The following is a 24,329-nucleotide window of genomic DNA, read 5'->3' on the forward strand; positions in this document are numbered from 1 at the left end:
CACGCCTCTGTCCCGTCGAGACGCCGCCGAGCGGGCGGGACGCCGCGAGATCTGGCGGCGTCTCGAGCGCAAGAGGGCGTCTCGGGCTGACCGGGGCGTCTCGCCACCCACTTCAGCGCCGGTTCAGGCCGCCCCGCCATGCTCGGACGATGCGCGTGCTGGTGGTCGACGACGAGGTGCGGCTCGCCGAGGGCATCCGCAACGGGCTGCAGGCCGAGGGGTTCGCCGTCGACGTCGCCCACGACGGGGTCGACGCGCTCTGGTACGCCCGTGAAAACCCCTACGACGCCATCGTCCTCGACCTGATGATGCCCGGCATGAGCGGCTGGAAGGTGTGCGAGGCCCTCCGCAACGAGGAGAACTGGACCCCGGTGCTCATGCTCACCGCCAAGGACGGCGAGTGGGACCAGGTCGACGCCCTCGACGCCGGTGCCGACGACTACGTGACCAAGCCGTTCTCGTTCCCGGTGCTCGTCGCGCGTCTCCGTGCGCTCGTCCGGCGGGGGTCCCGGGAACGCCCCACGGTCCTCCAGGCCGGTGACCTGCGTCTGGACCCGGCGGAGCGACGGGTGTGGCGGGGCGACGTCCTGCTCGACCTGACCAGCCGGGAGTTCACGGTCCTCGAGTACCTCATGCGCCACCCCGGCCAGGTGCTGTCGAAGCGCGACGTCATCGCCAACGTCTGGGACGACGACTTCACCGGCGACCAGAACATCGTCGAGGTCTACGTCGGTCACCTCCGCCGCACGGTCGACCGCCCGTTCGGCCGGAACGCCATCGAGACCGTCCGCGGGGCCGGGTACCGCCTCGACGTCGACGGTGGTTGAGCGCCCGCCCCGTCGCCCTCGCCGACCCGTCTCCATCCGGGCGCGGGCGACGGGAGGCGCGGCCCTCGTCGTCCTCGTCGCCCTCGTCATCGGGGCGGTCGCCTTCGTCGGCGTCCTGCGGAGCTCGCTGTCCGACGGTGTCCGGTCGTCGGCGGAGCAGACGCTCGACGGCCTCGCCACCCGGGTGGAGGCCGACGGCCCCACCGCCGTGGAGGCGGAGGACGACGACGTGCTGGCCCAACTGCAGGACGGCGACGGCCGGGTGCTGGCCCGCGCCGACGACACTCCCACCCGGCCGCTCGACACCGCCGAGCAGTCCCGCACCCGGCACGACGGCGACCGGTGGCTGCTCGTCGCCGACGACGTCGACCTGCCGGGCGGCGGGGAGGGGGTCCTGGTCGTCGGCGCTCCCCTCGAGGACGCCGACGCCGCCGTCCGGACCGTCAGCGTGCTGCTGCTCGTCGCGGTCCCGGTCGTCGTGGCACTGATGTCGCTCGTGACCTGGTTCGTCGTCGGCCGTGCGCTCCGTCCGGTCGACCGCATGCGCCGCGAGGTCGACGACGTGGAGGGCACGAACCTGCACGCCCGCGTCGACGAACCGGGGTCCGGGGACGAGGTCGACCGGCTCGCCGCGACCATGAACCGGATGCTCGGACGGCTCGAGGCGTCGCAGCAGGCGCAGCGGCAGTTCGTCTCCGACGCCTCGCACGAACTCCGCTCCCCGCTCGCGACGATCCGGCAGCACGCCGAGGTCGCCCGCGCCCACCCGGATGTCACCGGCACCGCGGACCTCGCCGACGTCGTGCTCGACGAGGGTGCCCGGCTGCAGGAGCTCGTCGAGTCGCTGCTCCTGCTCACCCGCGTCGACGAACGCGGACGCGACCGGGACCGTGCGGTGGACCTCGACGACCTCGTGTTCGCCGAGGCGTCCCGACCGCGCTCGGCGCAGGGCGCGGCCATCCGGGTCGACGTGTCCGGTGTCGCCCCCGCGCGGGTCAGCGGTGACGACCGGCTGCTCGGACGGGTGGTCCGGAACCTGGTCGACAACGCCGTCCGGCACGCCGCGGACGCGGTCGTCGTCGCTCTCCGGACCGACGGTGGTGGTGCGGTGCTCACCGTGGACGACGACGGGCACGGCGTCCCCGAGGCCGACCGGACCCGGGTGTTCGAGCGCTTCGTGCGACTCGACGAGGGCCGGGCGCGGGACGCCGGCGGATCCGGGCTGGGGCTCGCGATCGTCGACGCCGTCGTCCGCGGGCACGGCGGCAGCGTGACGGTGTCGGCGGCGCCCGGCGGGGGAGCGCGGTTCACGGTGCGGCTGCCGCTGCTGCAGGACTGAAGCGGCGACGTCCGGCTGTCCGGGCGTCGCCCCAGGTCGCTTCAGGTCTGCTTCAGTGCCCGTTGCCCAGGGTGGGCACATGCAGACCACGAAGAAGACCACCACCCGCCGCATCACGCTCCTCACCGCACTCCCGCTCGTCGGGGCCCTGACGCTCGCCGGCTGCTCGTCCGACGACGACGACCGCGACGACGACGCCGCACCGGCAGCCTCCGCTCCGGCAGCCGCCGCGACCGAGGGCAGCACCGGTGCCAGCGCCTCCACCTCCGGCAGCGCCGCCGGGAACGACGCCCTCATCGCCGCCGCCGGGACCGCCCGGAAGGCCGTCGGCTCCGGCACCGTGACGTCGATCGAGCAGGAGGCCGGCGGTACCTCGTGGGAGGTCCTCGTCGTCACCTCCGACGGCGACGAGCAGGAGGTCCACGTGGACGCCGACGGCCAGCGCACCACCGCGGGCCCGACGAAGGAGACCTCGGACGCCGAGGACGTCACGGAGAACGAGCGGTTCGTCGGTGCCGCCGACCTCTCGGTCGCGCAGGCCGCCTCGACCTTGACGAAGACCGTCTCCGGCACCGTCACCGAGCTCGGCCTGGACGACCACGCGGGCGCGGTCGTCTGGGAGGGCGACGTCCTCGGCGGTTCCGGCACGACGCACAGCGTCCGCATCGACGCCGGCAGCGGCAAGGTCGTCACGAACACGGTCGACACCGACGACTGACCCCGCCGGCGCGAGCCGGGCCCGCGACCTGCACCGATGCGTCGGACGGGGTGCGATGCGGTCGGGCGAGCGGCGTGGTGGACGTGGGGCGTGCCTCCAGAGCGGTCGGGAGGCCCGCCCCACCACCGTCAGCGGGCCGACGTCTCCGAGTCGGTGCGTTCCCGACCCCGCGTGGCACGGGCGATGAAGTACAGGACCACGCCGACCGCGAGCAGCACCGCCGCGTACAGCCAGACCTGCCCGCTCTGCTGGGTGAGCAGCAGGATGCAGGACGCGACGCCGAGCACGGGCACGAACGTCCACACCCGGAAGTGCTCGTGCTCGACCCGGTCCTTGCGGAGGACCAGGACCGCGATGTTCGTGCTGATGAACACGAAGAGCAGCAGCAGGACGACCGTCTCGGCGAGCGTGCCCACGTCGCCGACCAGGGTCAGGAGCATCGCGACCACGGTCGTCGCGATGATCGCCGTCCACGGGGTCTTCCGGTTCGGCAGGACCTTGCCGAGCAGGCGCGGCAGCAGGCGCTGCTCGGCCATGCCGTAGGTGACGCGACTCGCCATGATCATCGTGAGCAGGGCGCCGTTCGCGACGGCGACCAGGGCGATGATGCTGAACACCCACTCGGGGATCGGGACGCCGGTCGCGGCGACGACCGCCAGGAGCGGGCCGCTCGAGTCGGACAGCTTCGACGCGGGCAGCGCGATCGAACTGGCCAGCGCGACGAGCACGTACACGACCCCGGCGGTGGCGAGGGAGCCGAACAGGGCTCGCGGGTACACCTTGCGGGGTTCGCGGACCTCTTCGGCGACGTTCGCCGACGTCTCGAAGCCGACGAACGAGTAGTAGGCGACGATCGCGGCGCTGAGGGTCGCGAGCGCTGGGTTCGCCTCCGCGGGGAACGCGCCGACACGCGAGACGTCACCACCACCGCCGCCCATCATCACGGCGACCGTGACGATGACGATGACCAGACCGGAGAGCTCGATGATCGTCATCACGACGTTGCTCCGCAGCGAGTCCGAGATGCCGCGGGCGTTGAGGCAGGCGACGAGCGCCAGGAACACGATCGCGGCCGGCACCGGCGGGACGTCGATGAACGTCCCGAGGTAGTCACCGGCGAAGGCGAGCGACAGACCCGCGGCGCTGGTGACACCCGCGGCGAGCATCGAGAACCCGACCAGGAACGACACCAGCGGCACCTTGTACGCGCGCTCCGCGAACACCGCGGCACCACCGGCCTTCGGGTACTTCGTGACGAGCTCGGCGTACGAGCCGGCGGTCAGCAGCGCCAGCAGCAGGGCGAGCACCAGCGGCGCCCAGAGCGCACCACCGACGTCTTTGGACAGGGTGCCCATGAGCGCGTAGATGCCCGCGCCGAGCACGTCGCCGAGGATGAACAGGAACAGCAGGGGACCGGTGATCGCCTGCTTGAGCTTCGATCCGGTCCCGTCCTGCGCCGGCGCTGAGGTGTCAGTGGTCATGTCGCGAGCGTCCCGGGGCCCGGCTGGACGCGGGTCCAGGTCCGCGCTCCCCGGACGTGCGCGGCACGCTCCCCACCTGGAACCCGGCGCGGCGGAGCGGTCCTAGAGTTGACCCCGCAGCAACCGTGATCGACACCGCTCCCCTGGAAGGTCTGCCCATGACGTCGTCGGACCGGCGAACCCCTGCACCGCTCGCTGACCAGCGGGCGCTCCTCTTCGACCTGGACGGCGTCCTCACGCCCACGGCCGAGGTGCACATGCGAGCGTGGAGCCGCCTCTTCACGCCCTACCTCGACCACCACGGGGTGGCGCCGTACACCGAGCAGGACTACTTCGCGTACGTCGACGGCAAGCCCCGGTACGACGGAGTCCGCTCGCTCCTGCAGGCCCGCGGCATCGACCTCCCCGAGGGCACCCCGGACGACGACCCGACGCTCGACACGGTCTGTGGGCTCGGCAACCGGAAGAACGCGGAGTTCACCGCCGAGCTGCAGGAGCACGGTGTGGCGCCCTACCCCGGCTCGGTGCGGTTCCTCACCGCGGCGATCGACGCCGGGTACGAGGTCGCCGTCGTGTCCAGCTCCGCGAACGCGAAGCAGGTGCTCCGGACCGCGGGCATCATCGACCGCTTCGACGTCATCGTCGACGGTGCCGTCGCCCGCGCGGACGGCCTCGCCGGCAAGCCCGCGCCCGACACCTACCTGGATGCTGCGACGCGCTTCGGCCTGACCGCCGCGCAGTGCGTCGTCGTCGAGGACGCCACCAGCGGGGTCGAAGCCGGCCGCAACGGGGCGTTCGGCCTCGTGATCGGGGTCGACCGCGGCGCCGGTGCCGACTCCCTCCGCGAGCACGGCGCGGACGTCGTCGTGACGGACCTCGCCGACCTGCTCCCCGACCTGCCTCCCGTCGAACCCCGGAAGACCGCATGAACCCCATCACCTCCGACCCCCTCGACCGCGTCCGGTACCCGGTCGACGAGTGGGCGCTGATCGAGACCGAGTACGCGGACGAGCAGGGCGTCGACGAGACGAACTTCGCGGTCGGCAACGGGTACCTCGGCCTCCGCGGCAACTTCGACGAGGGCCGCGGCGGCGTGCAGTACGGCACGTACATCAACGGCTTCCACGAGACCTGGCCGATCCGGCACGCCGAGACCGCGTTCGGGTTCGCGAAGACCGGGCAGACGATCATCAACGTCCCGGACGCCAAGGTCATCCGCCTGTACGTCGACGACGAGCCGCTCGTCCTGTCCGAGGCGGACATCCTGCGGCACACGCGTCGGCTCGACTTCCGCGGGGGCTACCTGCTGCGTGAGACGGAGTGGTCGACGCCGTCCGGCAAGCGGGTGCTCATCCGCTCCCGGCGCCTGGTGTCCTTCGTCGAACGGCACCTCGCCGTCATCGACTACGAGGTCACCATGCTCGACCACGACGCCTCCGTCCTGCTGTCGAGCCAGGTGCTCAACCGCCAGGACGTCGCCGACGAGTACCACGCCGGCATGAAGGCGGCCGCGGCGGCGTTCGACCCGCGCAAGGCCGAGTCCTTCACCGACCGTGTGCTGCAGCCGCGGCTCAAGCGGAACGCGGGCTCGCGCTCCCTGCTCGGTTACCAGGCCACCAGCTCCGGCATGACGATCTGCGTCGGCGTCGAGCACCGCCTGGAGACCGAGAACAGCTGGGACGAGACCTCGAGCATCGAGGACGACCTGGCCAAGCACGTCTACCGGGTCCAGGCGAAGGCCGGGCAGCCGATCCGCCTGGTCAAGAGCGTCGTCTACCACACGTCCCGCGGTGTCCCGGCGCGTGAACTCGCCGACCGCTGTGACCGCACCCTCGACCGCGCGAAGTACGAGAGCGTGGAGCAGGTCTTCGGGGACCAGCGCAAGTGGCTCGACGACTACTGGGCGCGCAGCGACGTCGAGATCGCCGGTCAGCCCGAGATCCAACAGGCCGTCCGGTGGAACCTGTTCCAGCTCGCGCAGGCCACCGCCCGGACTGACGGCCACGGCATCGCGGCGAAGGGCGTCACCGGCTCCGGCTACGGCGGCCACTACTTCTGGGACATGGAGATCTACGTCCTGCCGTTCCTGTCGTACACGGCGCCGATCGTCGCCCGGAACGCGCTCCGCTTCCGCTACAACATGCTCGACGCCGCCCGGTCCCGGGCCCGCGAGCTGAACCAGCGCGGAGCCCTGTTCCCGTGGCGCACGATCAACGGCGAGGAGTCCAGCGCGTACTACGCCGCCGGCACCGCCCAGTACCACATCGACGCGGACATCGCCCATGCGCTCATGCAGTACGTGCGGGCCTCCGGCGACACCGACTTCCTGAAGCGTGGCGCGATCGACATCCTCGTCGAGACCGCGCGGCTGTGGGAGGACCTGGGGTTCTGGCGCTCGAACGGCGACCAGAAGTTCCACATCGACGGCGTCACCGGGCCGGACGAGTACACGACCGTCGTCGACGACAACATGTACACGAACGTGATGGCGCGGGCGAACCTCTGGTTCGCCGTCAACGCCTGTCGGCAGCTGGCCGTCGACGACCCGGACGAGTACGCCCGCATGGTCCGTCGCACCGGGCTCGACCCGGACGAGGTCGTGAACTGGGAGCGCGCCGCCGAGTCGATGGAGATCCCCTTCGACCCGCACCGTGGCATCCACCCGCAGGACGCCCAGTTCCTCGACAAGGAACTGTGGGACCTCGAGCGCACGCCGGAGTCGAAGCGTCCGCTGCTGCTGCACTACCACCCGCTGGTCATCTACCGGTTCCAGGTGCTCAAGCAGGCGGACGTCGTGCTCGCCCTGTTCCTGCAGGGCCACGAGTTCACGCCCGCCGAGAAACGCCGCGACTTCGATTACTACGACGCCCTGACCACCGGCGACTCCACGCTGTCCGCGGTCGTGCAGTCGATCATGGCGGCCGAGGTGGGCTACCACGAGCTCGCCGGTCAGTACTTCCAGACCGCGCTCTACGTCGACCTCGCCGACCTGCACGGCAACACCACGGACGGCGTGCACATCGCGTCCACGGGTGGCATCTGGGGTGCGCTCGTCAACGGCTTCGGCGGCATGCGCGACCACGGCGGACGGTTGACCTTCAACCCGCGCCTGCCGACCGACTGGGACCGCCTGACGTACCGCATCACGGTCAACGGCTCGCGGGTACGGGTCGACCTCGAGCAGGAGGCGCTCACCTTCACGGTCGAGACCGGCGCCGGCCTCGACGCGTGGGTCCACAACCAGCAGGTCGAGGTGCGTCCCGGCGAACCGACCGTCGTGCCGCTGCCACACCAGGGACCGCGGATGGCCGGCCACGCGCCGACCACCAGTGACATCCAGGGGACGCTCCGTGCCGACGGCTCGGTGATCACCGCCTCCATCCCGACGATCTCGCTCGAACGCGACATGGAGGACGAGGACACCACGGCCTGACCCGGCCAGGAGGCCCGTCCTCCGTCCGCCCCGGTGCCCGCCCCGCCTGGACCACCGTCCAGGGCGCGGCGGGCACCGTGGTCTCCCGTGTCCTCCGGGCCGACGGCGTCCCTCCACGGGGACCACCGACGCGGGAGGAAACACCATGGGCAAGCGGTTCGAGGGCAAGGTCGCGATCGTCACGGGCGCGGGGTCCGGCATCGGTGAGGCCACCGCGCGTGCGTTCGTCGCGGAGGGCGCCGGCGTCGTCCTGGTCGACAGCGTCGAGGAGAAGGTCCGCGACGTCGCCGACTCGCTGCCGACCGCCCAGGCGCTGTGGCTGCAGGCCGACGTCGCCGACCCCGACGCGTGGCAGACCGTCGTCGACGCGGCGATCGACCGCTGGGACCGGTTGGACGTGCTCGTGAACAACGCCGGCACGTTCACCTCGGGCGACATCACCGACATCTCACCGGACGAGTGGCGCCGGGTGGTCGAGACCGACCTGTCGAGCGTGTTCTACGGCACCCGGGTCGCGCTGCCGTTCCTGCGGGAGACGAAGGGCTCGATCGTGAACACCTCGTCGGTGTCCGGCGAGGCCGCGGACTGGCGGATGAGTCCCTACAACGCGGCGAAGGGCGGCGTCTCGAACTTCACCAAGGCTGCTGCCCTGGACAACGGCGGGTTCGGTGTCCGGGTGAACGCCGTCGCACCCGGCCTGATCTGGACGGACCTGACGCAGTCGCAGGCGGAGGACGAGGAGCTCAAGCGGGAGTTCTCGGAGCGCATCGCCCTCGGCCGCGGGGGCCGTTCGGAGGAGGTCGCGGCGGCGGTGCTCTTCCTGGCCAGCGACGAGGCGTCGTTCATCACCGGGGCGATCCTGCCGGTCGACGGCGGCACGATGGCGAGCAACGGGCAGCCGGCGCAGGCCTGACGTCGGCGCTGGCTGCTCCGGTCAGAGGAGCTTGCGGAGCGTGTTCGTGTTGCGGGCTGTCGTCGTGCGCTTGAAGCGGCCGGCACCGGCGCGCTTCGCGAAGGGGGTCGTCGTGCTCGACCCCTTCGGGCACGACCAGTAGACGACGCCGTCGCCCCGGGCGACCTGCTCGATCGCCGGGTCGTGGTCGAGCCCGGCGAGCAGGTCGTCGAGTGCGACGGGCTCGGAGGCGAACAGGACGTAGTCATGGCGGTCGGCCGTCGACGCGAAGGGGAACCCCGCGACGAGGTCGGCCAGGGAGTCGTGGCGGACGAGCACGATCCAGGCGTCGTACCCGAAGCGGTCGCGGAGTGCCTGCTCGATCGAGGACCGCAGCACCGCGGGATCGACCGGGTCGGCGGTGGTGAAGACGACGTTGCCCGAAGCGAGGACCGTCCGGACGTCCGTGTACCCGAGGCCACGGAACAGCTCAGCGAGGTCGGCGCTCCGGATCGTGATGCCGTTCACGTTGACCCCGCGCAGCAGGGCGATCCAGTTCGTCATGTCGTGACCGTAGCGCGCGTCGGTGACCGGGTCCACGCGGGTCGTGGCCGCGTCCGCGCTGCTCACGTCCAGGTCCGGGCGACGGTCCAGCCGCCACCCTCTGGCACGATGTCGACCACCAGGGTCTCCCCGTCCTCCGCGGTGGCCTGGAAGCGCCAACCGGCCGTGCGTTCCGGCGCGTGGGTGATGGCGGTGGGCAGGTCGGCCGGGGTCGTGGTCAGCCGTGTCGGGACGTCGGAGACCCGCCAGCGTCGCCCGAGCCAGACCAGTCGGACGGGCGCGCCGCCGGTCCACCACACGGTGACAGCGGTGTCGACGATCATCATCAGGGCCTCCTCGTTCGAACGTGTGTTCGAATGCTAGGTCGACCGTCCGACACCTGCAAGCGGCCCGGCGCGCCGTGTTCGTCCGCCGGAGTACGGCGGGACAGTCGAGGGCCGGTCGTGTAGACGGGCATCATGACGAACGACGACACCCAGGGTCCCGACGCCGCACACCAGGTCCCGGAGGGGGTCTCCGAAGCGACGGTGGAGGCCCTCGGTAGCCTCTCTGCAGCGATCGAGGTCATCGAGCACGCTCGCGGCCTGCTCTACGGGTTCCACCGGCTGACCGGCACCGCCGACCTGAACATCGGCGAGGCGGTGGAGCAGCTGCGGAAGGCCGGGCACACCGAACTCGCGGAGCGCATCGACACCGAGCTCGTCGGCCGCAACGTCATCGCCGGGCGGTGGACGTTCCAGATCGTCGAGGACTACGACGACGGCTACTACGCGACCGCGAAGGAGCTCGAGCGGACCGCGCGCGAGCAGCTCGTCGGCGGCAAGCGCCACCTGTTCGAGGCGGGCATGAAGGAGGACCGGCGCACGCCGGCCCAGCCCCACCACGAGGCGACGCCGGCCGACCTGCCGGACTGATCCTGGCCTCCCGTCCGTCCCCTCCGCGGAACGCAACGTGGGCGGTTGCTCGCCACGGGATACCGTTGCGAGCAACCGCCCACGTTGCGTTCAGCGGGGCGGGTCAGCCGACGCCGAGCAAGGCCTCCAGCGGACCGCGTGCGAAGTAGAGCAGGAAGCCGGCGGCGACGACGTAGAGCAGCCACGAGACCTGTCGGCCCTTGCCGGACAGCGCCTTGATGAGCACCCAGCTGATGAAGCCGGCGCCGATGCCGTTCGCGATCGAGTACGTCAGCGGCATCACGACGATGGTCAGGAACGCCGGCAGTGCCGACCCAAAGTCGGTCCAGTCGATGTCGGCGACCTGCGCCACCATGAGCGCACCGACGACGACGAGCCCGGCGGCAGCGACCTCGAGCGGGACGACCTGCGTCAGCGGGGTCAGGAACATCGACGCCAGGAACAGCAGACCGGTGACGACCGAGGCCATGCCGGTCCGGGCGCCCTCACCGATGCCGGCGGCGGAGTCGATGAACACGGTGTTCGACGACACCGAGGCGCCACCACCGGCGATCGCCCCGGCACCCTCGACGACGAGCGCCGCACGGAGACGGGGGAACGTGCCGTCCTTCTCCGCGACCCCGGCTGCCTTCGCCAGGCCGGTCATCGTGCCCATGGCGTCGAAGAAGTTCGTGAAGACCAGCGTGAAGACGAGCATCGACGCGGCGAGCGGACCGATCCGGGCGAAGGCGCCGAAGTCGAACTGACCGACCAAGGACAGGTCGGGCAGGGCGAACAGCGCGCTCGGCAGGCCGGGAGCGTTGAGGTTCCAGCCGGTCTTCGAGTCGACCGAGGTCGGCACGTGGAACACGGCCTGCAGGATGACCGCGATGACCGTCGTCGCGATGATGCCGATGAGCAGTGCGCCCTTGACCCGGCGGGCCATGAGCGTGCCGATGATGACGAGGCCGATCAGGAACACGATCGTCGGCAGGGCGCCGACGGAACCGTCCTCGCCGAGCTGCAGCGGTGGCGACGCGAGCCCGGAGGACCGCACGAAGCCGGAGTCGACGAGCCCGATGAACGCGATGAACAGGCCGATGCCGACCGTTATCGCGGCCTTGAGTTGCGCGGGCACCGCCGTGAAGATCATCGTCCGGATGCCGGTCAACGCCAGGATCACGATGATCACGCCGTTGATGACGACGAGGCCCATCGCCTCGGCCCACGTCACCTGGTGTACGACGCTGACGGCGAGGAACGAGTTGATCCCGAGGCCCGCCGCGATGCCGAACGGCAGGTTCGCGACGAGGCCCATCGCGATGGTCATCAGCCCGGCGACGAGGCCGGTGGCCGCGGCCACCTGAGCGTTCTCGAGCCACCCGCCGCTGACGTCCTTGGCGGCCTGGTCGGCGCTGAACCCGCCGAGGATGAGCGGGTTGAGGATGACGATGTAGGCCATCGTCACGAAGGAGACGAGACCACCACGGATCTCGCGGGGGATGGTCGATCCGCGCTTCGTGACCGAGAAGAAGCGGTCGAGGCCGGATGCGACGCGGTTCCGGGGCGGGCTGGATGTCTGCGGGGCGCTCACCGGGGGAGTTTAAAGGAACCTGGGACCGCGGGCACGTCGGGGCGGCAGGGTAGCCGTCCTGGAGGCCCGATCCTGCTGATCGGGGTACGGCACCGCGTTCCGTGGTCAGTTGCACTGCCGCTCGGCGGTGTTGGATGAGCGGGTGACCCAGCGCATGGACCGTGCCCGTGTCGAGGCCGCCGTGCGAGAGCTGCTGGCGGGCATCGGCGAAGACCCCGACCGACCCGGACTGGAGCGGACCCCGCAACGGGTCGCGGACGCGTACACGGAGTTCTTCGCCGGGCTCGACCAGGACGCGACGCAGATCGCCCGGGACGGCACGGTGCCCGCCGGTGACGGCGAACGCGGTGACCTGGTGATCGTCCGCGACGTCCTGTTCCGCTCGGTGTGCGAGCACCACCTGCTCCCCTTCCTCGGCACGGCCCACCTGGCGTACGCACCGGGCGAACGACTGATCGGCCTGGGGACGCTGGCGCGGGTGGTGGAGGCGTTGGCCTCCCGTCCGCAGCTGCAGGAGCGCCTCGGCGAGCAGATCGTCGCCGCGGTGCAGGACGGCCTCGAGGCACGGGGTGTCCTCGTGGTGCTCGACGCCCAGCACCAGTGCGTGACGACCCGGGGTGAACGGCAGACGAGTTCCACGACCGTCACCGTCGCGGCGAGCGGGATCCTCGCCGACGCGGCCGGGCGTGCCGAGGCGATCGCCCTCATCGGGGCCGGGCCCGCAGCTGGAGCCAGAGCCGCCGGGGCGGACGGCTGATGCGCGTCGGACTCGGTGCGGGCCTCCAGTCCGGTGCGGCCGGCGCGACCGGACCCGGGTGGGTGGTCCCGGACCTGGGCCAGCCGATCCGGACCATCGGCCGCCGCACCTTCGACTTCGACCACCGCATCGCCGTGATGGCGATCGTGAACCGCACGCCGGACTCGTTCCACGACGAGGGCCGCACGTTCGCCCTGGACCGTGCGGTCCAAGCCGCGGTCACGGCCGCCGAGCAGGGCGCCGACTGGGTCGACATCGGCGGGGTGAAGTTCGCCCCCGGGCCGGAGCTGTCCGCGGCCGACGAGATCGAGCGCGTCCTCCCGGTCGTCGAGCAGGTCGCCGAGCAGTCCGACGTGACGATCAGCGTCGACACCTTCCGACCCGAGGTCGCGGCCGCCGCGATCGCCGCCGGTGCCAGCGTCGTCAACGACACCACCGGCCTGGCCGACCCGCGGATGGCCGCCGTCGTCGCGGACTCGGACGCGACGATCGTCATCACACACTCGCTCGCGGCGCCCCGGCAGGAGTACCCGAAGCCGCAGTACGCCGACGTGGCGGGCGAGGTCGCGGCCTTCCTGCGGCTCCGTGTCGACCGGGCGCTCGAGGCGGGCATCCCCGAGGACCGGATCATCATCGACCCCGGGCACGACCTCAACAAGACGACCGTGCACACGCTCGAGCTGACCCGGCGTCTGCCGGAGGTCGTCGCCCTCGGCTACCCGGTCCTCGCCGCGGTGTCGAACAAGGACTTCGTGGGGGAGAGCCTCGGCCGGCCGCGCGGGGAGCGGCTGCCCGGGTCGCTGGCCGCGGCGACCATGAGCGCGATGCTCGGGGCGCGGATCGTCCGGATGCACGACGTCGTCGCGTCCGTCGACGCGATGCGCATGGTCGAGACCGTCCTCGGCTGGCGAGCGCCCCTGGAAGCGAGGCACAACACGTGACGCACCTGCCCGACCCGATCGCCGACCTGTCCGACGACGAGCTGCTCGACGTCTACACCGACGGTGCGGAGGGCACCGCGGACGGCGGCTGGCTCCGCGTCAACTTCGTCAGCTCCCTCGACGGCTCCTCGACCGCCTCCGGGAAGTCCGGCTCGCTGGGCGGGGACGACGACCTGCGCGTGTTCGACCTGCTGCGCCGGGTCGCCGACGTCGTCCTGGTCGCAGCGGGCACCGTCCGCGACGAGGGGTACGGGCCGATGGTGCTGCACGACGCCGACGTCGCCTGGCGCCGGGAGCACGGCCTGTCCGACCACCCGGTGTTCGCGATCGTGACGGGGTCACTCGGCCTCGACCCGGCATCGCGGGTGTTCACCGAGGCGCCGGTCCGGCCGGTCGTCCTGACCTCGGCGTCCGCGGACCCCTCGCGGCGACAGGCGCTCGAGGCCGTCGCGGACGTGGTGTCCTGCGGCGAGGACTCCGTCGACCCGGCCCAGGTCCGGGCCGCCCTGGTCGACCGGGGCCTGCCGACCATCCACTGCGAGGGCGGGCCGTCGTTCCTCGGTGCCCTGGTGGCGGCGGACCTGGTCGACGAGCTGTGCCTGTCGATCGACCCGTCCCTCGAGGGCGGCGAGGGGGGACGCATCGTGCACGGGTCGTCGCCGGAGCTGCGGTCGATGCGGCTCGCGCACGTGCTGCACGGGGCCGGGGACGTGCTGCTGACGCGGTACGTCCGTGCGCGATGACGGCGGCGGGCGGCAGGTAGGGTCGGCACCGTGATCGACGTCGTGGTGTCCGGGGTCCTGTTCGACATGGACGGGACGCTCGTCGACTCGACCGCCATCGTCGAGGGTGCGTGGGGTCGCTTCGGCGCCGACCACGACCTCGACCCGCAGACGATCCTCGGCTTCTCGCACGGCCGGCAGACGATCGACACGATCCGGCACTTCCTGCCCGACCTCGCACCCGACGAGCAGCGTCGGGTCGCACTCGAACTCGTCAACGACGAGGTCGAGAACACCGAGGGCATCATCGAGGTCCCGGGTGCCGGCGCCTTCGTCCGCCGACTGCTCGCCGCCGGCGTGCCCGTCGCGCTGGTCACCAGCGCCCCGCGGGACCTCGCCGTGAACCGGATGCGCGCCGCCGACGTGCCCATCCCCGACGCCGTGGTCGCCGCCGACGACGTCGAGCTCGGCAAGCCGCACCCGGACGGCTACCTCCGCGGTGCGGCCCTGCTCGGGGTCGCGGCCGAGGACTGCCTGGCCTTCGAGGACGCCCCCGCCGGACTGGAGGCTGCGCTCGCCTCCGGTGCGACGACCGTCGCCGTCGGGCCGCTCGCCCCCGCCGACCTGCCGGCGGACCTGGTGCGGATCACCGGGTACGACGGGGTCACCGTGACGGCCGAGGGCGACGGGTTCCGCATCCGCGGCTGAGCTCAGCGGGAGCGCCGTGGGGGGTGCTCCGCGCACTCCGGGTCGACGCCCCCTGCGCACTGCGAACGCACCCAGCGGGCTCCGACGACCGTGGTGTGCGCAGCCGGAGACCCCGGTCTGCGGAAGGAGTGACCATGGCAGCCCTCGACGGCAAGAAGATCCTCGTCATCGCGACGAACTACGGCGTGGAGCAGGACGAGATCGTCGTCCCCACCGAGCAGCTCCGGGAGCGCGGGGCCACCGTGACCGTCGCCGCGAAGGAGTCCGGCCCGATCCAGACCCTGGTCGGTGACAAGGACCCGGGCAAGAGCGTCGACTCGGACACCACCCTCGACGGCGTCGCAGCGGGCGACTTCGACGCACTCGTCGTCCCCGGCGGCACGATCAACGCCGACACGATCCGCCAGGAGCCCACCGCGATCGACCTCGTCAAGGCGTTCGTCGAGGCCGGCAAGCCGATCGCGGCGATCTGCCACGGCCCGTGGACCCTCGTCGAGGCCGGTGTCCTGCCGGGTCGCACGATCACCTCGTTCCCGTCGCTGCAGACGGACGTCCGCAACGCCGGTGCCGAGTGGGTCGACCAGGAGGTCCAGGTCGACGAGACCGGCAGCACGATCATCACCTCGCGGAACCCCGGCGACCTGCCGGCGTTCGTGGACGCGATCCAGGCCGCGCTCGCCTGACCCCTCGCAACATGCAACCTGGGCGGCAGCGCGCAGCGGTACTCCGTGGCGTGGTGCCGCCCGCGTTGCGTTCCGCGGAGCGGTCAGGCGACGGGGACCGCAAGTGCCGTGCGCAGCACCGCGGGACCGAGGGTGAGCACCCCGTCGGACTCCGGGTCGCACCGCACCCCGCCACGCCCGCGCATCGCCCGGAACGCTCCCGGAGCCACCTCGGTGTCCATCCACGCGCACGGGTTCGCCGGCCGGTACCCGCGGAACAGGACCGGGCCGTCGCCGGAGTCCAGGGAGAACGGCTCGCCCCGCAGCGCCTCGACGTCGACGCCGCGCAGGAACACGTTCCGCCGGGTCGCCGCCGGGTCGATCGACACCCCGAGTCCGCGTCCGACCGCCTCGAGGCCCGCCACTCCGATCAGGGTCACCGAGGCGTGCACGTGCGCCCGGGCGGCGAAGTAGCGGTCACCGACGATGCCGAGTCCGGCGCGCAGTTCGACGCGGTCGCGGAGCTCCTCCCCGTCGGCCGGTGACGCGCCGTCCGCGGGACGCCCCTCGTAGCGGTGCCGTCGGGAGACCAGCAGCATCGTCACCTCGACGTCGCGGGCATGCGGCAGCGCGACGGAGGCGACCGGGTCGACGACGGGAGCCATGCGGACGACGCTAGCCGTGCCTCCCGGCCGGCCCGTCCATCCGCGGTGCTGCGACGTCCGATTCCCGCCAGTCCGCTGTCGTCGGCGCATGTCAGGCTGACCACATGACCACCACCGGAGCGGAGGCGCTGCACGACGAGCGGTACCGGATCGCGGCGTCACGGGATGCCCGGTTCGACGGGCAGTTCGTCACGGCCGTGCACTCGACCGGCATCTACTGCCGCCCGAGCTGCCCCGCCCGCACACCCCGCTCGACGGGCGTCACCTTCTACCGGACGAGCGCCGCCGCGCACCTCGCGGGGTTCCGCGCCTGCCGCCGCTGCCTGCCCGAGGCGACCCCCGGCAGCCCGGAGTGGGACCTCCGTGAGGACGTCGCCGCCCGTGCGATGCGCCTGGTCCTCGACGGTGTCGTGGAGCGGGAGGGCGTCCCCGGCCTCGCGGGGCGCGTCGGCTACTCGGAGCGGCAGCTCAACCGGATCATGACCGACGAGCTCGGCGCCGGCCCGAAGGCCCTGAGCCGCGCGCATCGGGCGCAGACCGCGCGGACCCTGCTCACCTCGTCGGACCTGCCGATCGCGGACGTCGCCTTCGCCGCCGGCTTCGCGAGCATCCGCCAGTTCAACGACACCGTGCGCGAGGTCTTCGCGCTCACACCCACCGAGTTGCGTGCCCGACGACGGACCGCACCGGGTGGTGACGGTGCGCTGCGCGTGCACCTGCCGGCGCGCCCGCCGTTCGACGTGCAGGGGCTCCTCGAGTGGCATGCGCTGCACGCCCTCGCCGGCATGGAACAGGTCGGGTTCGACGCGGCGGGGCGGGTCGCCTCCTACGGGCGGGTGCTGGACCTGCCGGGAGGCCCGGGCTGGTTCCGCGCGACGGCTGCGGGCGCCGACACGGCCGCGTCCGGCGCTCGGGTCGGCCGGGTGCGGACCGGACTGGACCTGCTCGTCCGGCTCACCGACCTGTCCGACCTGCCGACCCTCGTGGCCCGGGTGCGGGCGCTGTTCGACCTCGATGCCGATCCGGTGGCGGTGGACACCGCCCTCGCAGCAGTGCCCGAGCTCGCACCGGCGGTCGCACGAGTGCCCGGCATGCGGCTGCCGGGGGCGGTGGACCCGCACGAGGTGGTGTTCCGTACCCTCATCGGGCAGCAGGTGTCCGTCGCGGCGGCCCGGACGGCGCAGACACGGCTCGTCGCGGCGTTGGGGGAGCGGGTGGCGGCGGGCCTCGTGCCGGGTGTCGTCGAGGGGCCGGGTGCCTCCGATCGCGACGAGTCCCTCGTGCGGCTGTTCCCCCGAGCCGCGGTGGTCGCCGAGCGCGGGCGGGAGGTCCTCCGCGGCCCCACAGCCCGTGTCGACACGATCATGCGCGTCGCGGTGGCGCTCGCCGACGGCAGCCTCGTGGTCCACGGTGGACAGTCGCTCGAGGAACTCCGCTCCGGCCTGCTCGCCGTGAAGGGCATCGGGCCGTGGACGGCCGACTACGTCGCACTCCGGGTCCGCCACCATCCCGATCTCTTCCTGCACAGCGACCTCGCCGTGCGGAACGGTGCACAGGAACTCGGGCTGCCCGGGACGGCGCGTGCGCTCTCCCTATGGTCGGAACGGGTGGCCCCTTGGCGGAGCTACCTCACGATGCACTGCTGGCGGCCGATCATCGATCGCGCGATGGACCGGACCGCAGCGACCTCCACGAACCCCGGGAAGGAACCCCGATGAACGACGCCGTCCTCACCACCCTCTCCACCCCCGACGGGCCCTTCACCGTGCTCGAGGACGACCGCGGGCGGGTCCTCTCCTCGGGGTGGACCGCCGACCCCGACCGGATCCTCGCGCGCCTCGCCGAACGGCACCGCCCGACCCGGGTCCTCGACGGGCAGGTCCGCGCTGCCGACGCCGTGGACGCCTACTACGCGGGAGAGCCCGAGCACGCCATGCAGGTCCCCGTCCACCAGGTCGGCACCGAGCTCTTCGCCGAGGGCTGGCGACGACTGCGGGACATCCCCGCCGGGTCGACCCTGACGTACACGGCCTTCGCCAGTGCGATGGGACGCCCCGAAGCGGTCCGCGCTGCCGCCAGTGTCTGCGCCCGGAACGCCCCCGCCCTCTTCGTCCCCTGTCACCGGGTCCTGCGCTCCGACGGGTCGCTCGGCGGGTTCGCCTGGGGACTCGACGTCAAACGGGCCCTGCTCGAACGCGAGTCCGTGGCCGCCGACGCCCTCGTCTGAGCGGCCCCTCGGACAGGTGACGCGTTCACAGCGAGCACCAAGCGCTCCCCCAGGACGTGGGTGGTGACGCGGAGCCCGGGGCCTGTCAGACTCGCGACGACGGCGTGGCCCACGGACACCGTGGACCGAGAGCAGCGTCGAGCGCGATGCGTGCGGCACCTCGAGGTGCGGCACGACCGGGGACGCGCCACTCGCCGTCGAGACCGAACGAGGACGCCCATGACGACCACCGCTGACCGATCGGTGCTGTCTGCGGACGGCACCCGGATCGCGGTCTCGTCGAGCGGCGACGGGCCCGCGCTCGTGGTCGTGGGCGGGGCCTTCGACCACCGGGGCACACCGTTCGTGGACGGAGTGGTCGCCGCGTTCTCCGACCGCTACCGGGTCGTCACCTACGACCGGCGCGGACGCGGCGCGAGCGGCGACACCCGACCGTGGTCCGTCACGCGTGAGATCGAGGACCTGGCCGCCGTGGTCGCCGACGTCGGCGCCCCCGTCGACCTGCTCGGCATCTGCGTCGGTGCCGCCGTCGTCCTGCACGCCGTCGCCACCGGGGTCCCGGTCGGCCGGGCCGTCCTCTACGAACCGCCGTACCGCGCGAGCGTCGACGCGCACGCCGACGACGTCCTGTTCGCCGACCGCCTCGACGAGATGATCGCCGGCGGGCGTCGAGCCGCCGCGGTCCGTGCCTACCTCACCCGGGTGCTCGGCGTCCCGATGCTCCAGGTCTCCGCCGTGCCCCTCAAACCGAAGCTGTGGAAGGCGCTGCTCGCTGACGCCGGTGTCCTCGGCCGCGACGTCCGCGTGCTCAGCGGGCTCGTGGTGCCGGAGCGGGAGCTCGCCGCCGTGGGCATCCCGGTGCTCGTCGCCGCGGGGACCAGCGGCCCGACCTGGACACGGGCGGCCGCCCGCGCCGTGGTCGAGACCGTGCCGGGTTCCACGTCCGTGGTGCTCGAGGGACAGGGGCACGTGCCGGACCCCGCGGTGCTGCGGAGCACGGTCGACGATTTCCTCCAGGCTCAACCCAGTCCCGACCCGCACTGACTGGGCCAGGATGGACGGGTGAACGCACCCCGCCTCGGACTCCTGCTCGACGTCGACGGCCCGATCGCCAGCCCGCTCTCGCGGACCATCGCGATCCCGAGCATCGTCGAGGACCTCGTCGCCCTGGCGGCCGAGGGCATCCCCGTGGTGTTCAACACCGGCCGCAGCGACGCCTTCATCCGGAAGCAGGTCGTCGGCCCGCTCCTCGCCGGCGGTCTCGCGGCGGGCGGCCGGGTGCACGCGGTGTGCGAGAAGGGCGCCGTCTGGTGCTCGATCGGCCCGCAGTTCCCGGACGGCATGGGTGACCTGACCGTCGCCGAGGACCTGGCGCTGCCGCGGGACTTCGCCGACGAGATGCGTGGGCTCGTCCACGACGAGTACGCCGACCTGGTGTTCTTCGACGAGACGAAGCACGCGATGGTGTCGATCGAGCAGCTGGTGGACGTCGACAACGCGGCGTACCTGGCCCGGCAGCCCGACTTCGACGCCCAGGCGATGGCCGCGCTCGAGCGTCGCGGGCTCGGCGTCCGTCGCCTGGACGACGTCCGGCCGGACGATCGGGGAGCCGTGGACTGGCGCGTCGACCCGACCATCATCTCGACCGACATCGAGTCCGACCGCAGCGGCAAGGACCTCGGGGCCGAGCGTGCGCTGGAGCTCCTGGCCGAGGACGGTGCCCTGCCGCTCGAGTGGCGCACGGTGGGCGACTCCCGGAGCGACTACGCGATGGCCGACTGGCTGCACGCGAACGGGCACCGGGTCGCGCACGTCGACGTCCGACCGGCTGACGGGGTGCCCGAGACGCCGTACGCGGTGCTCACCGCGCCGGAGGGGGTCATCCACGACGAGGCCGGCGCCCGGTTCCTCCGTGCCTGGCGCGAGGGACGTTCCGACTCGGCGGTCTGACCGGACCCGCGACCGGCCCTGACGGGTCGCAGGACCTGCGGTTGCACCATCGTGCGGTATACCACTACCCTTCCGTGGTCCGCCTGCTCCGATGACGGGAAAGTCCCATGGCCCTCCGCACCAAGTCCATCGAGGCGTCGCTCGCCGACGCCGACGAGAAGGGGCGCTCGCTCAAGCGCTCCCTGGGGACGTTCGACATCGCCGCGATGGGCATCGCCGTCGCGGTGGGTGCCGGCATCTTCTCGGTCGGTGCGAACGCCGCCGCGAACTTCGCCGGCCCGGGCGTCATCGTGTCGTTCCTGCTCGCTGCCGTCACGTGCGGCCTGGCGATCATGTGCTATGCCGAGTTCGCCTCGACGATCCCCGTCGCCGGCTCCGCCTACACGTTCACCTACGCGACGATGGGCGAGTTGCTCGCCTGGATCGTGGGGTGGGACCTCATCCTCGAGACCCTGACCGCCAGCGCCGTCATCGCGAAGTACTGGGGCATCTACCTCAGCACCGCGTTCGACGTGTTCGGCATCACGGTGCCGAGCACCATCGCGATCGGCCCGATCGGCTTCACCTGGGGCCCGGTGCTCATCGTCGGCGTGTTCACCGCGCTGCTGGCGTTCGGCACCCGACTGTCCAGCCGGGTCTCGGCCGTCATCACGGTCATCAAGGTCGCGATCGTCCTGTTCGTCATCGTGGTCGGCGCCTTCTTCGTCAAGGCCGCGAACTTCACGCCGTTCATCCCCGCTGCCGAGCCGACGAAGGGCGCCGAGGGCAGCGTCTGGACCCAGTCGCTCGTGTCCTTCGCCACCGGGTCCGAGCCGGCGCAGTACGGCGTCTTCGGGCTGCTCGCCGCGGCGTCGCTGGTGTTCTTCGCGTTCATCGGCTTCGACGTCGTCGCCACCAGCGCCGAGGAGACCGAGAACCCCCAGAAGACCCTGCCCCGCGGCATCTTCATCGGGCTCGGCATCGTGACGCTGCTCTACGTCGGCGTGAGCATCGTCATCACGGGCATGGTGTCGTACAAGCAGCTCGCGCAGGAGGACGCTCCGTCCCTGGCCTCGGCCTTCGACATCGTCGGACTACCGTGGGCCGCCGGCATCATCGCCATCGGGTCGCTCATCGGCCTGACCACCGTCGTCATGGTGCTGCTCCTCGGCCTGTCCCGCATCGTCTTCTCGATGAGCCGCGACGGGCTGCTGCCCCGCTGGTTCTCGGTCACGAACCCGAAGACGCAGACACCCGTCCGGGTGCAGCTCATCGCCGGGATCGTGGTGGCGGTGCTCGCCGGGTTCACGCCGGTCGAGAAGCTCGAGGGCCTGATCAACATCGGCACGCTGTCGGCCTTCGTGCTCGTGTCCATCGGCATCATCGTGCTCCGGAAGTCCCGCCCCGACGCACCTCGCGCCTTCCGGGTGCCGTGGTCGCCCGTGATCCCGATCCTGTCCGCGGTGCTCTGCTTCTGGCTGATGCTCAACCTCGAGGTCGAGACCTGGATCCGGTTCGTCATCTGGCTGGTCATCGGCTTCGCGATCTACTTCGGCTACAGCCGCCGCAACAGCCGCGTCGGCAAGGCCATGCGCGAGTAACCACCGTCGCCGCCGCGCGGTACGCCCCGCGCCCCGCGGTACCGTTCGGATCAGCACAACAGAAGACGGCTCGCGCCACCGGATCCAGTGGCGCGAGCCGTCTTCTGTTGTGCGACGCCGGCCGGACGACGACGTCGGCAGGCCGGGCGACGCCGGACGACGCCGGCCGGGTGACGCCAGACGCCGGCCGGCCGGCCGACGCCGGGGCGGGCCAGCCCTCAGGCGCCGAGGAGCAGCGCCGACCCGAAGGCCAGCATCACGACGGCGACCAGGGCGTCGAAGACCCGCCAGGTCATCGGTCGCGCGAACAGCGGCCGCAGCAGTCGGCCGCCGAAACCGAGCGCACCGAACCACAGGCAGCTCGCCGCCACCGCTCCCACGGTCCACCACCAGCGGTCGTCGACACCCTGCTGGTTCGCGACCGACCCGAGGAACACCAGGGTGTCCAGGTACACGTGCGGGTTCGCCCATGTGAAGACGAGCATGGTCAGGACCGCGGCACGCATCGTCGGTCCACCGTGGTCGCCGCCCGGACGCCACTCGCCCGGACGCCGGTCGCCCATGCCGGCCCGGTCGGGAGGCGCGCCCGCACCCCGTGACGTCGGTGCAGCCTCCAGACCATCGGTCCCACGGCCCGCACCCGTCACGACGGGCACCCCGTCCTCGGCGGCCCGCTCGTCGAGACGGATGGCCTCGCCCGAGGGCCGCAGCGCCCGTCGGGCCGCGAGCACCCCGTACGTCAGCAGGAACGCCGCCCCGACGAAGCGGATGACCAGCAGTGCTGCCGGCACCCGCTCGACGACGGCCCCGACGCCGAGCACGCCGGCGATGATGAGCGCCGCGTCCGACAGTGCACACACCGCGACGGCGACGGCGACCACCGCCAGTCGTGCGCTCACCGCGAGCCGCAGCAGGTAGGTGTTCTGGACGCCGATCGCGACGATGAGGGCCAGCCCGGTGCCCAGGCCGGAGAGGGCGGGGAGCAGGGCGTCGAGCGGCGTGGTCACAGGGGAACCGTAGGCCGTGCTCGAGCTGCAGGCCAGCTCAGGTTCCTGGTGCGCCGTAAGCTGCGCTGATGGTGCAGTTCCACCGTGACCACCTCGAGACCCTCCTGGCCGCCGTCGACGCGGGGACCTTCGACGCCGCCGCCCGGGAGCTGTCGATCACCCCGTCGGCGGTGTCGCAGCGGGTGAAGGCGATGGAGCAGCTCGTCGGCCGGGTGCTGCTGCAGCGGACCACGCCGATCGTGCCGACGCCCGACGGCGAGGTCGTCCTCCGGCACGCGCGACAGGTGCGGCTGCTCGACGAGGAGACCTCGCGTGCCCTGGACGTCCCCGACTCCGACGTCCCCGGTCGGACACCGTCGATCCCGTTGGCGGTGAACGCGGACTCGCTCGCGACGTGGTTCCTCGACGCCCTCGCGATCGTCCGGGACGACACCGAGGTGGTCTTCGACCTGCACCGCGAGGACCAGGACCGCACCGCCGAGCTCCTCCGTGCCGGCACGGTGATGGCGGCGGTCACAGCCGAGGCGGAGCCGGTGCAGGGCTGCTCGTCCGTCCCGCTCGGGGTGGACCGGTACCGGGCCGTCGCCGCGCCGTCGTTCGTCCGGCGGTACCTCGACGGTGCGGACACCGAGCGGCGGATGACGACCCGTCTCGACCGTGTGCCGCTCGTGGACTACGACCGTGACGACGACCTGCAGCAGGGGTTCCTCCGGCGGGTGCTCGGGCACGCTCCCCGGGGTCCGCGGCACTTCGTCCCGAACTCGGCGGACTTCGCCCGGGCGGTACAGCTCGGCTTCGGGTGGGGGTTGCTGCCCGAAGCGCAGTGTCTCGAGGCGCTCGAGCGGGGCGACTTGGTCGAGCTCACGCCCGGGCGCCGGGCGGACGTGGCGCTCTGGTGGCAGCGGTGGAACCTGGCGTCGCCGCTGCTCGAACGCGTGACCGATGCCGTGCGCACGGTTGCTGCGGAACGGCTGCACCAGCCGGGGTGACCGGGCGTGGGCGCGCCGCCCGCCTGTGACTGTCCCCAGAACGCACGGCCCGCCGGGGGACAGGCCCCTGACCCCTGCTCAGGGGGCGTGTTCACGCGATCGTCACATGGGGAGCACGGACCGTGACGTACGATCACTCCACCGACGGCACGGGTCGTCGGCACACATCCGAACACACACCGAACACCGGTCCCGTCTCCCGAGGGCGGACCGCTCCGGTGCACGCCGCACCCTCGGCGGGCACCGTGCCACGGACGAGGAACCCTAGCCTCCGTCCGCGCCGGACCACCGCGTCCGGGTCCTGTCGCCACCGTCGCCGACACCGTCGTCTGTCATGCCCCCGTGGGCCCGACGGACGACATCTCCGACACCCGACAGGA

The 24,329-nt window shown here is 72.1% G+C and carries 24 protein-coding genes; 18 read left to right on the top strand and 6 right to left on the bottom strand.

The annotated features are described in order from the left end of the window. Positions 1-149 precede the first annotated feature (149 nt). From DEJ31_RS05540 to DEJ31_RS05550, 3 genes are all read left to right on the top strand, one after another. Positions 150-827, top strand: coding sequence for a response regulator transcription factor (locus DEJ31_RS05540; RefSeq protein ID WP_111121397.1), 678 nt, complete (start codon positions 150-152; stop codon positions 825-827). Further along, entirely contained in the window at positions 820-2,166 is a 1,347-nt protein-coding gene (locus tag DEJ31_RS05545) for a HAMP domain-containing sensor histidine kinase (protein ID WP_258366179.1), read from the top strand. The genes DEJ31_RS05540 and DEJ31_RS05545 overlap by 8 nt, the downstream gene beginning before the upstream one ends. A 79-nt stretch (positions 2,167-2,245) precedes the next feature. Next, the gene (locus DEJ31_RS05550) at positions 2,246-2,884 is read left to right on the top strand and encodes a PepSY domain-containing protein (RefSeq protein ID WP_111121398.1); all 639 of its coding nucleotides are present in this window, start codon (positions 2,246-2,248) and stop codon (positions 2,882-2,884) included. 128 nt (positions 2,885-3,012) lie between these two features. Here the strand turns inward: DEJ31_RS05550 and DEJ31_RS05555 are convergent, their stop codons facing one another. Beyond that, entirely contained in the window at positions 3,013-4,365 is a 1,353-nt protein-coding gene (locus tag DEJ31_RS05555; protein ID WP_111121399.1) for an APC family permease, read from the bottom strand. Positions 4,366-4,523: 158 nt separating this feature from the next. On the opposite strand from DEJ31_RS05555, the gene DEJ31_RS05560 reads away from it, so the two are divergent. The 3 genes from DEJ31_RS05560 (at position 4,524) to DEJ31_RS05570 (ending at position 8,711) form a co-directional block, all read left to right on the top strand. Beyond that, positions 4,524-5,294 carry an HAD family phosphatase gene (locus tag DEJ31_RS05560; protein ID WP_111121400.1) on the top strand — a complete coding sequence of 257 codons (771 nt, stop codon included), beginning with the start codon at positions 4,524-4,526 and terminating at the stop codon, positions 5,292-5,294. Next, complete coding sequence (locus tag DEJ31_RS05565; RefSeq protein WP_110903648.1) at positions 5,291-7,798, top strand: glycoside hydrolase family 65 protein; 2,508 nt, start codon at positions 5,291-5,293, stop codon at positions 7,796-7,798. The genes DEJ31_RS05560 and DEJ31_RS05565 overlap by 4 nt, the downstream gene beginning before the upstream one ends. Positions 7,799-7,943: 145 nt before the next feature. Continuing rightward, positions 7,944-8,711 carry an SDR family NAD(P)-dependent oxidoreductase gene (locus DEJ31_RS05570; protein ID WP_110903649.1) on the top strand — a complete coding sequence of 256 codons (768 nt, stop codon included), beginning with the start codon at positions 7,944-7,946 and terminating at the stop codon, positions 8,709-8,711. A 21-nt stretch (positions 8,712-8,732) separates the two neighbouring features. Here DEJ31_RS05570 and DEJ31_RS05575 read toward each other — a convergent pair whose 3' ends face one another. Both DEJ31_RS05575 and DEJ31_RS05580 read right to left on the bottom strand, forming a co-directional pair. After that, positions 8,733-9,254 carry a DUF1697 domain-containing protein gene (locus tag DEJ31_RS05575; RefSeq protein WP_110903706.1) on the bottom strand — a complete coding sequence of 174 codons (522 nt, stop codon included), beginning with the start codon at positions 9,252-9,254 and terminating at the stop codon, positions 8,733-8,735. A 62-nt stretch (positions 9,255-9,316) separates the two neighbouring features. Beyond that, entirely contained in the window at positions 9,317-9,580 is a 264-nt protein-coding gene (locus DEJ31_RS05580; protein WP_110903650.1) for a hypothetical protein, read from the bottom strand. Between the two features lie 132 nt (positions 9,581-9,712). On the opposite strand from DEJ31_RS05580, the gene DEJ31_RS05585 reads away from it, so the two are divergent. Further along, positions 9,713-10,168 (top strand): hypothetical protein, encoded by a 456-nt coding sequence (locus tag DEJ31_RS05585; RefSeq protein WP_110903651.1) that lies wholly within the window; start codon positions 9,713-9,715, stop codon positions 10,166-10,168. A 103-nt stretch (positions 10,169-10,271) separates the two neighbouring features. Here the strand turns inward: DEJ31_RS05585 and DEJ31_RS05590 are convergent, their stop codons facing one another. Then, positions 10,272-11,741, bottom strand: coding sequence for an NCS2 family permease (locus DEJ31_RS05590; RefSeq protein ID WP_110903652.1), 1,470 nt, complete (start codon positions 11,739-11,741; stop codon positions 10,272-10,274). 154 nt (positions 11,742-11,895) lie between these two features. Here DEJ31_RS05590 and folE point away from each other — a divergent pair, with 154 nt between their 5' ends. From folE to DEJ31_RS05615, 5 genes are all read left to right on the top strand, one after another. Continuing rightward, entirely contained in the window at positions 11,896-12,498 is a 603-nt protein-coding gene (folE, locus tag DEJ31_RS05595; RefSeq protein WP_110903707.1) for a GTP cyclohydrolase I, read from the top strand. Further along, positions 12,498-13,439: a dihydropteroate synthase gene (gene folP, locus DEJ31_RS05600; RefSeq protein ID WP_110903653.1), complete on the top strand. Its 942-nt coding sequence runs from the start codon at positions 12,498-12,500 to the stop codon at positions 13,437-13,439. The genes folE and folP overlap by 1 nt, the downstream gene beginning before the upstream one ends. After that, on the top strand, positions 13,436-14,182 hold the full coding sequence (locus DEJ31_RS05605; RefSeq protein WP_110903654.1) for a pyrimidine reductase family protein: 747 nt from the start codon (positions 13,436-13,438) through the stop codon (positions 14,180-14,182). The genes folP and DEJ31_RS05605 overlap by 4 nt, the downstream gene beginning before the upstream one ends. 30 nt (positions 14,183-14,212) lie before the next feature. After that, positions 14,213-14,869 (top strand): HAD-IA family hydrolase, encoded by a 657-nt coding sequence (locus tag DEJ31_RS05610; protein ID WP_110903655.1) that lies wholly within the window; start codon positions 14,213-14,215, stop codon positions 14,867-14,869. Between the two features lie 134 nt (positions 14,870-15,003). Beyond that, positions 15,004-15,552: a type 1 glutamine amidotransferase domain-containing protein gene (locus DEJ31_RS05615; RefSeq protein ID WP_111121401.1), complete on the top strand. Its 549-nt coding sequence runs from the start codon at positions 15,004-15,006 to the stop codon at positions 15,550-15,552. Between the two features lie 83 nt (positions 15,553-15,635). Here DEJ31_RS05615 and DEJ31_RS05620 read toward each other — a convergent pair whose 3' ends face one another. Further along, complete coding sequence (locus DEJ31_RS05620) at positions 15,636-16,196, bottom strand: molybdenum cofactor biosysynthesis protein (RefSeq protein ID WP_110903657.1); 561 nt, start codon at positions 16,194-16,196, stop codon at positions 15,636-15,638. Positions 16,197-16,300: 104 nt separating this feature from the next. Between DEJ31_RS05620 and DEJ31_RS05625 the strand changes: the two genes are divergently transcribed. The 5 genes from DEJ31_RS05625 (at position 16,301) to DEJ31_RS05645 (ending at position 21,953) form a co-directional block, all read left to right on the top strand. Then, positions 16,301-17,914, top strand: a complete 1,614-nt coding sequence (locus DEJ31_RS05625) for a DNA-3-methyladenine glycosylase 2 family protein (protein ID WP_111121402.1) — start codon at positions 16,301-16,303, stop codon at positions 17,912-17,914. Further along, positions 17,911-18,423 (top strand): methylated-DNA--[protein]-cysteine S-methyltransferase, encoded by a 513-nt coding sequence (locus DEJ31_RS05630; protein ID WP_111121403.1) that lies wholly within the window; start codon positions 17,911-17,913, stop codon positions 18,421-18,423. Before DEJ31_RS05625 ends, DEJ31_RS05630 begins: the two co-directional genes overlap by 4 nt. A 219-nt stretch (positions 18,424-18,642) precedes the next feature. Next, positions 18,643-19,467, top strand: coding sequence for an alpha/beta fold hydrolase (locus DEJ31_RS05635; RefSeq protein ID WP_111121404.1), 825 nt, complete (start codon positions 18,643-18,645; stop codon positions 19,465-19,467). Positions 19,468-19,485: 18 nt separating this feature from the next. Further along, on the top strand, positions 19,486-20,373 hold the full coding sequence (locus tag DEJ31_RS05640; RefSeq protein ID WP_111121405.1) for a hypothetical protein: 888 nt from the start codon (positions 19,486-19,488) through the stop codon (positions 20,371-20,373). 107 nt (positions 20,374-20,480) lie between these two features. Continuing rightward, a complete protein-coding gene (locus DEJ31_RS05645) occupies positions 20,481-21,953 on the top strand; it encodes an APC family permease (protein WP_111121406.1) in 1,473 nt (490 codons plus the stop codon). A gap of 218 nt (positions 21,954-22,171) precedes the next feature. Here the strand turns inward: DEJ31_RS05645 and DEJ31_RS05655 are convergent, their stop codons facing one another. Continuing rightward, entirely contained in the window at positions 22,172-22,960 is a 789-nt protein-coding gene (locus DEJ31_RS05655) for a LysE/ArgO family amino acid transporter (RefSeq protein WP_181433463.1), read from the bottom strand. Between the two features lie 68 nt (positions 22,961-23,028). Between DEJ31_RS05655 and DEJ31_RS05660 the strand changes: the two genes are divergently transcribed. Further along, positions 23,029-23,949: a LysR family transcriptional regulator ArgP gene (locus DEJ31_RS05660; protein WP_220033146.1), complete on the top strand. Its 921-nt coding sequence runs from the start codon at positions 23,029-23,031 to the stop codon at positions 23,947-23,949. The last annotated feature ends 380 nt before the right edge of the window (positions 23,950-24,329 follow it).

Source organism: Curtobacterium sp. MCPF17_031 (genome assembly GCF_003234035.1).
GTDB lineage: Bacteria > Actinomycetota > Actinomycetes > Actinomycetales > Microbacteriaceae > Curtobacterium.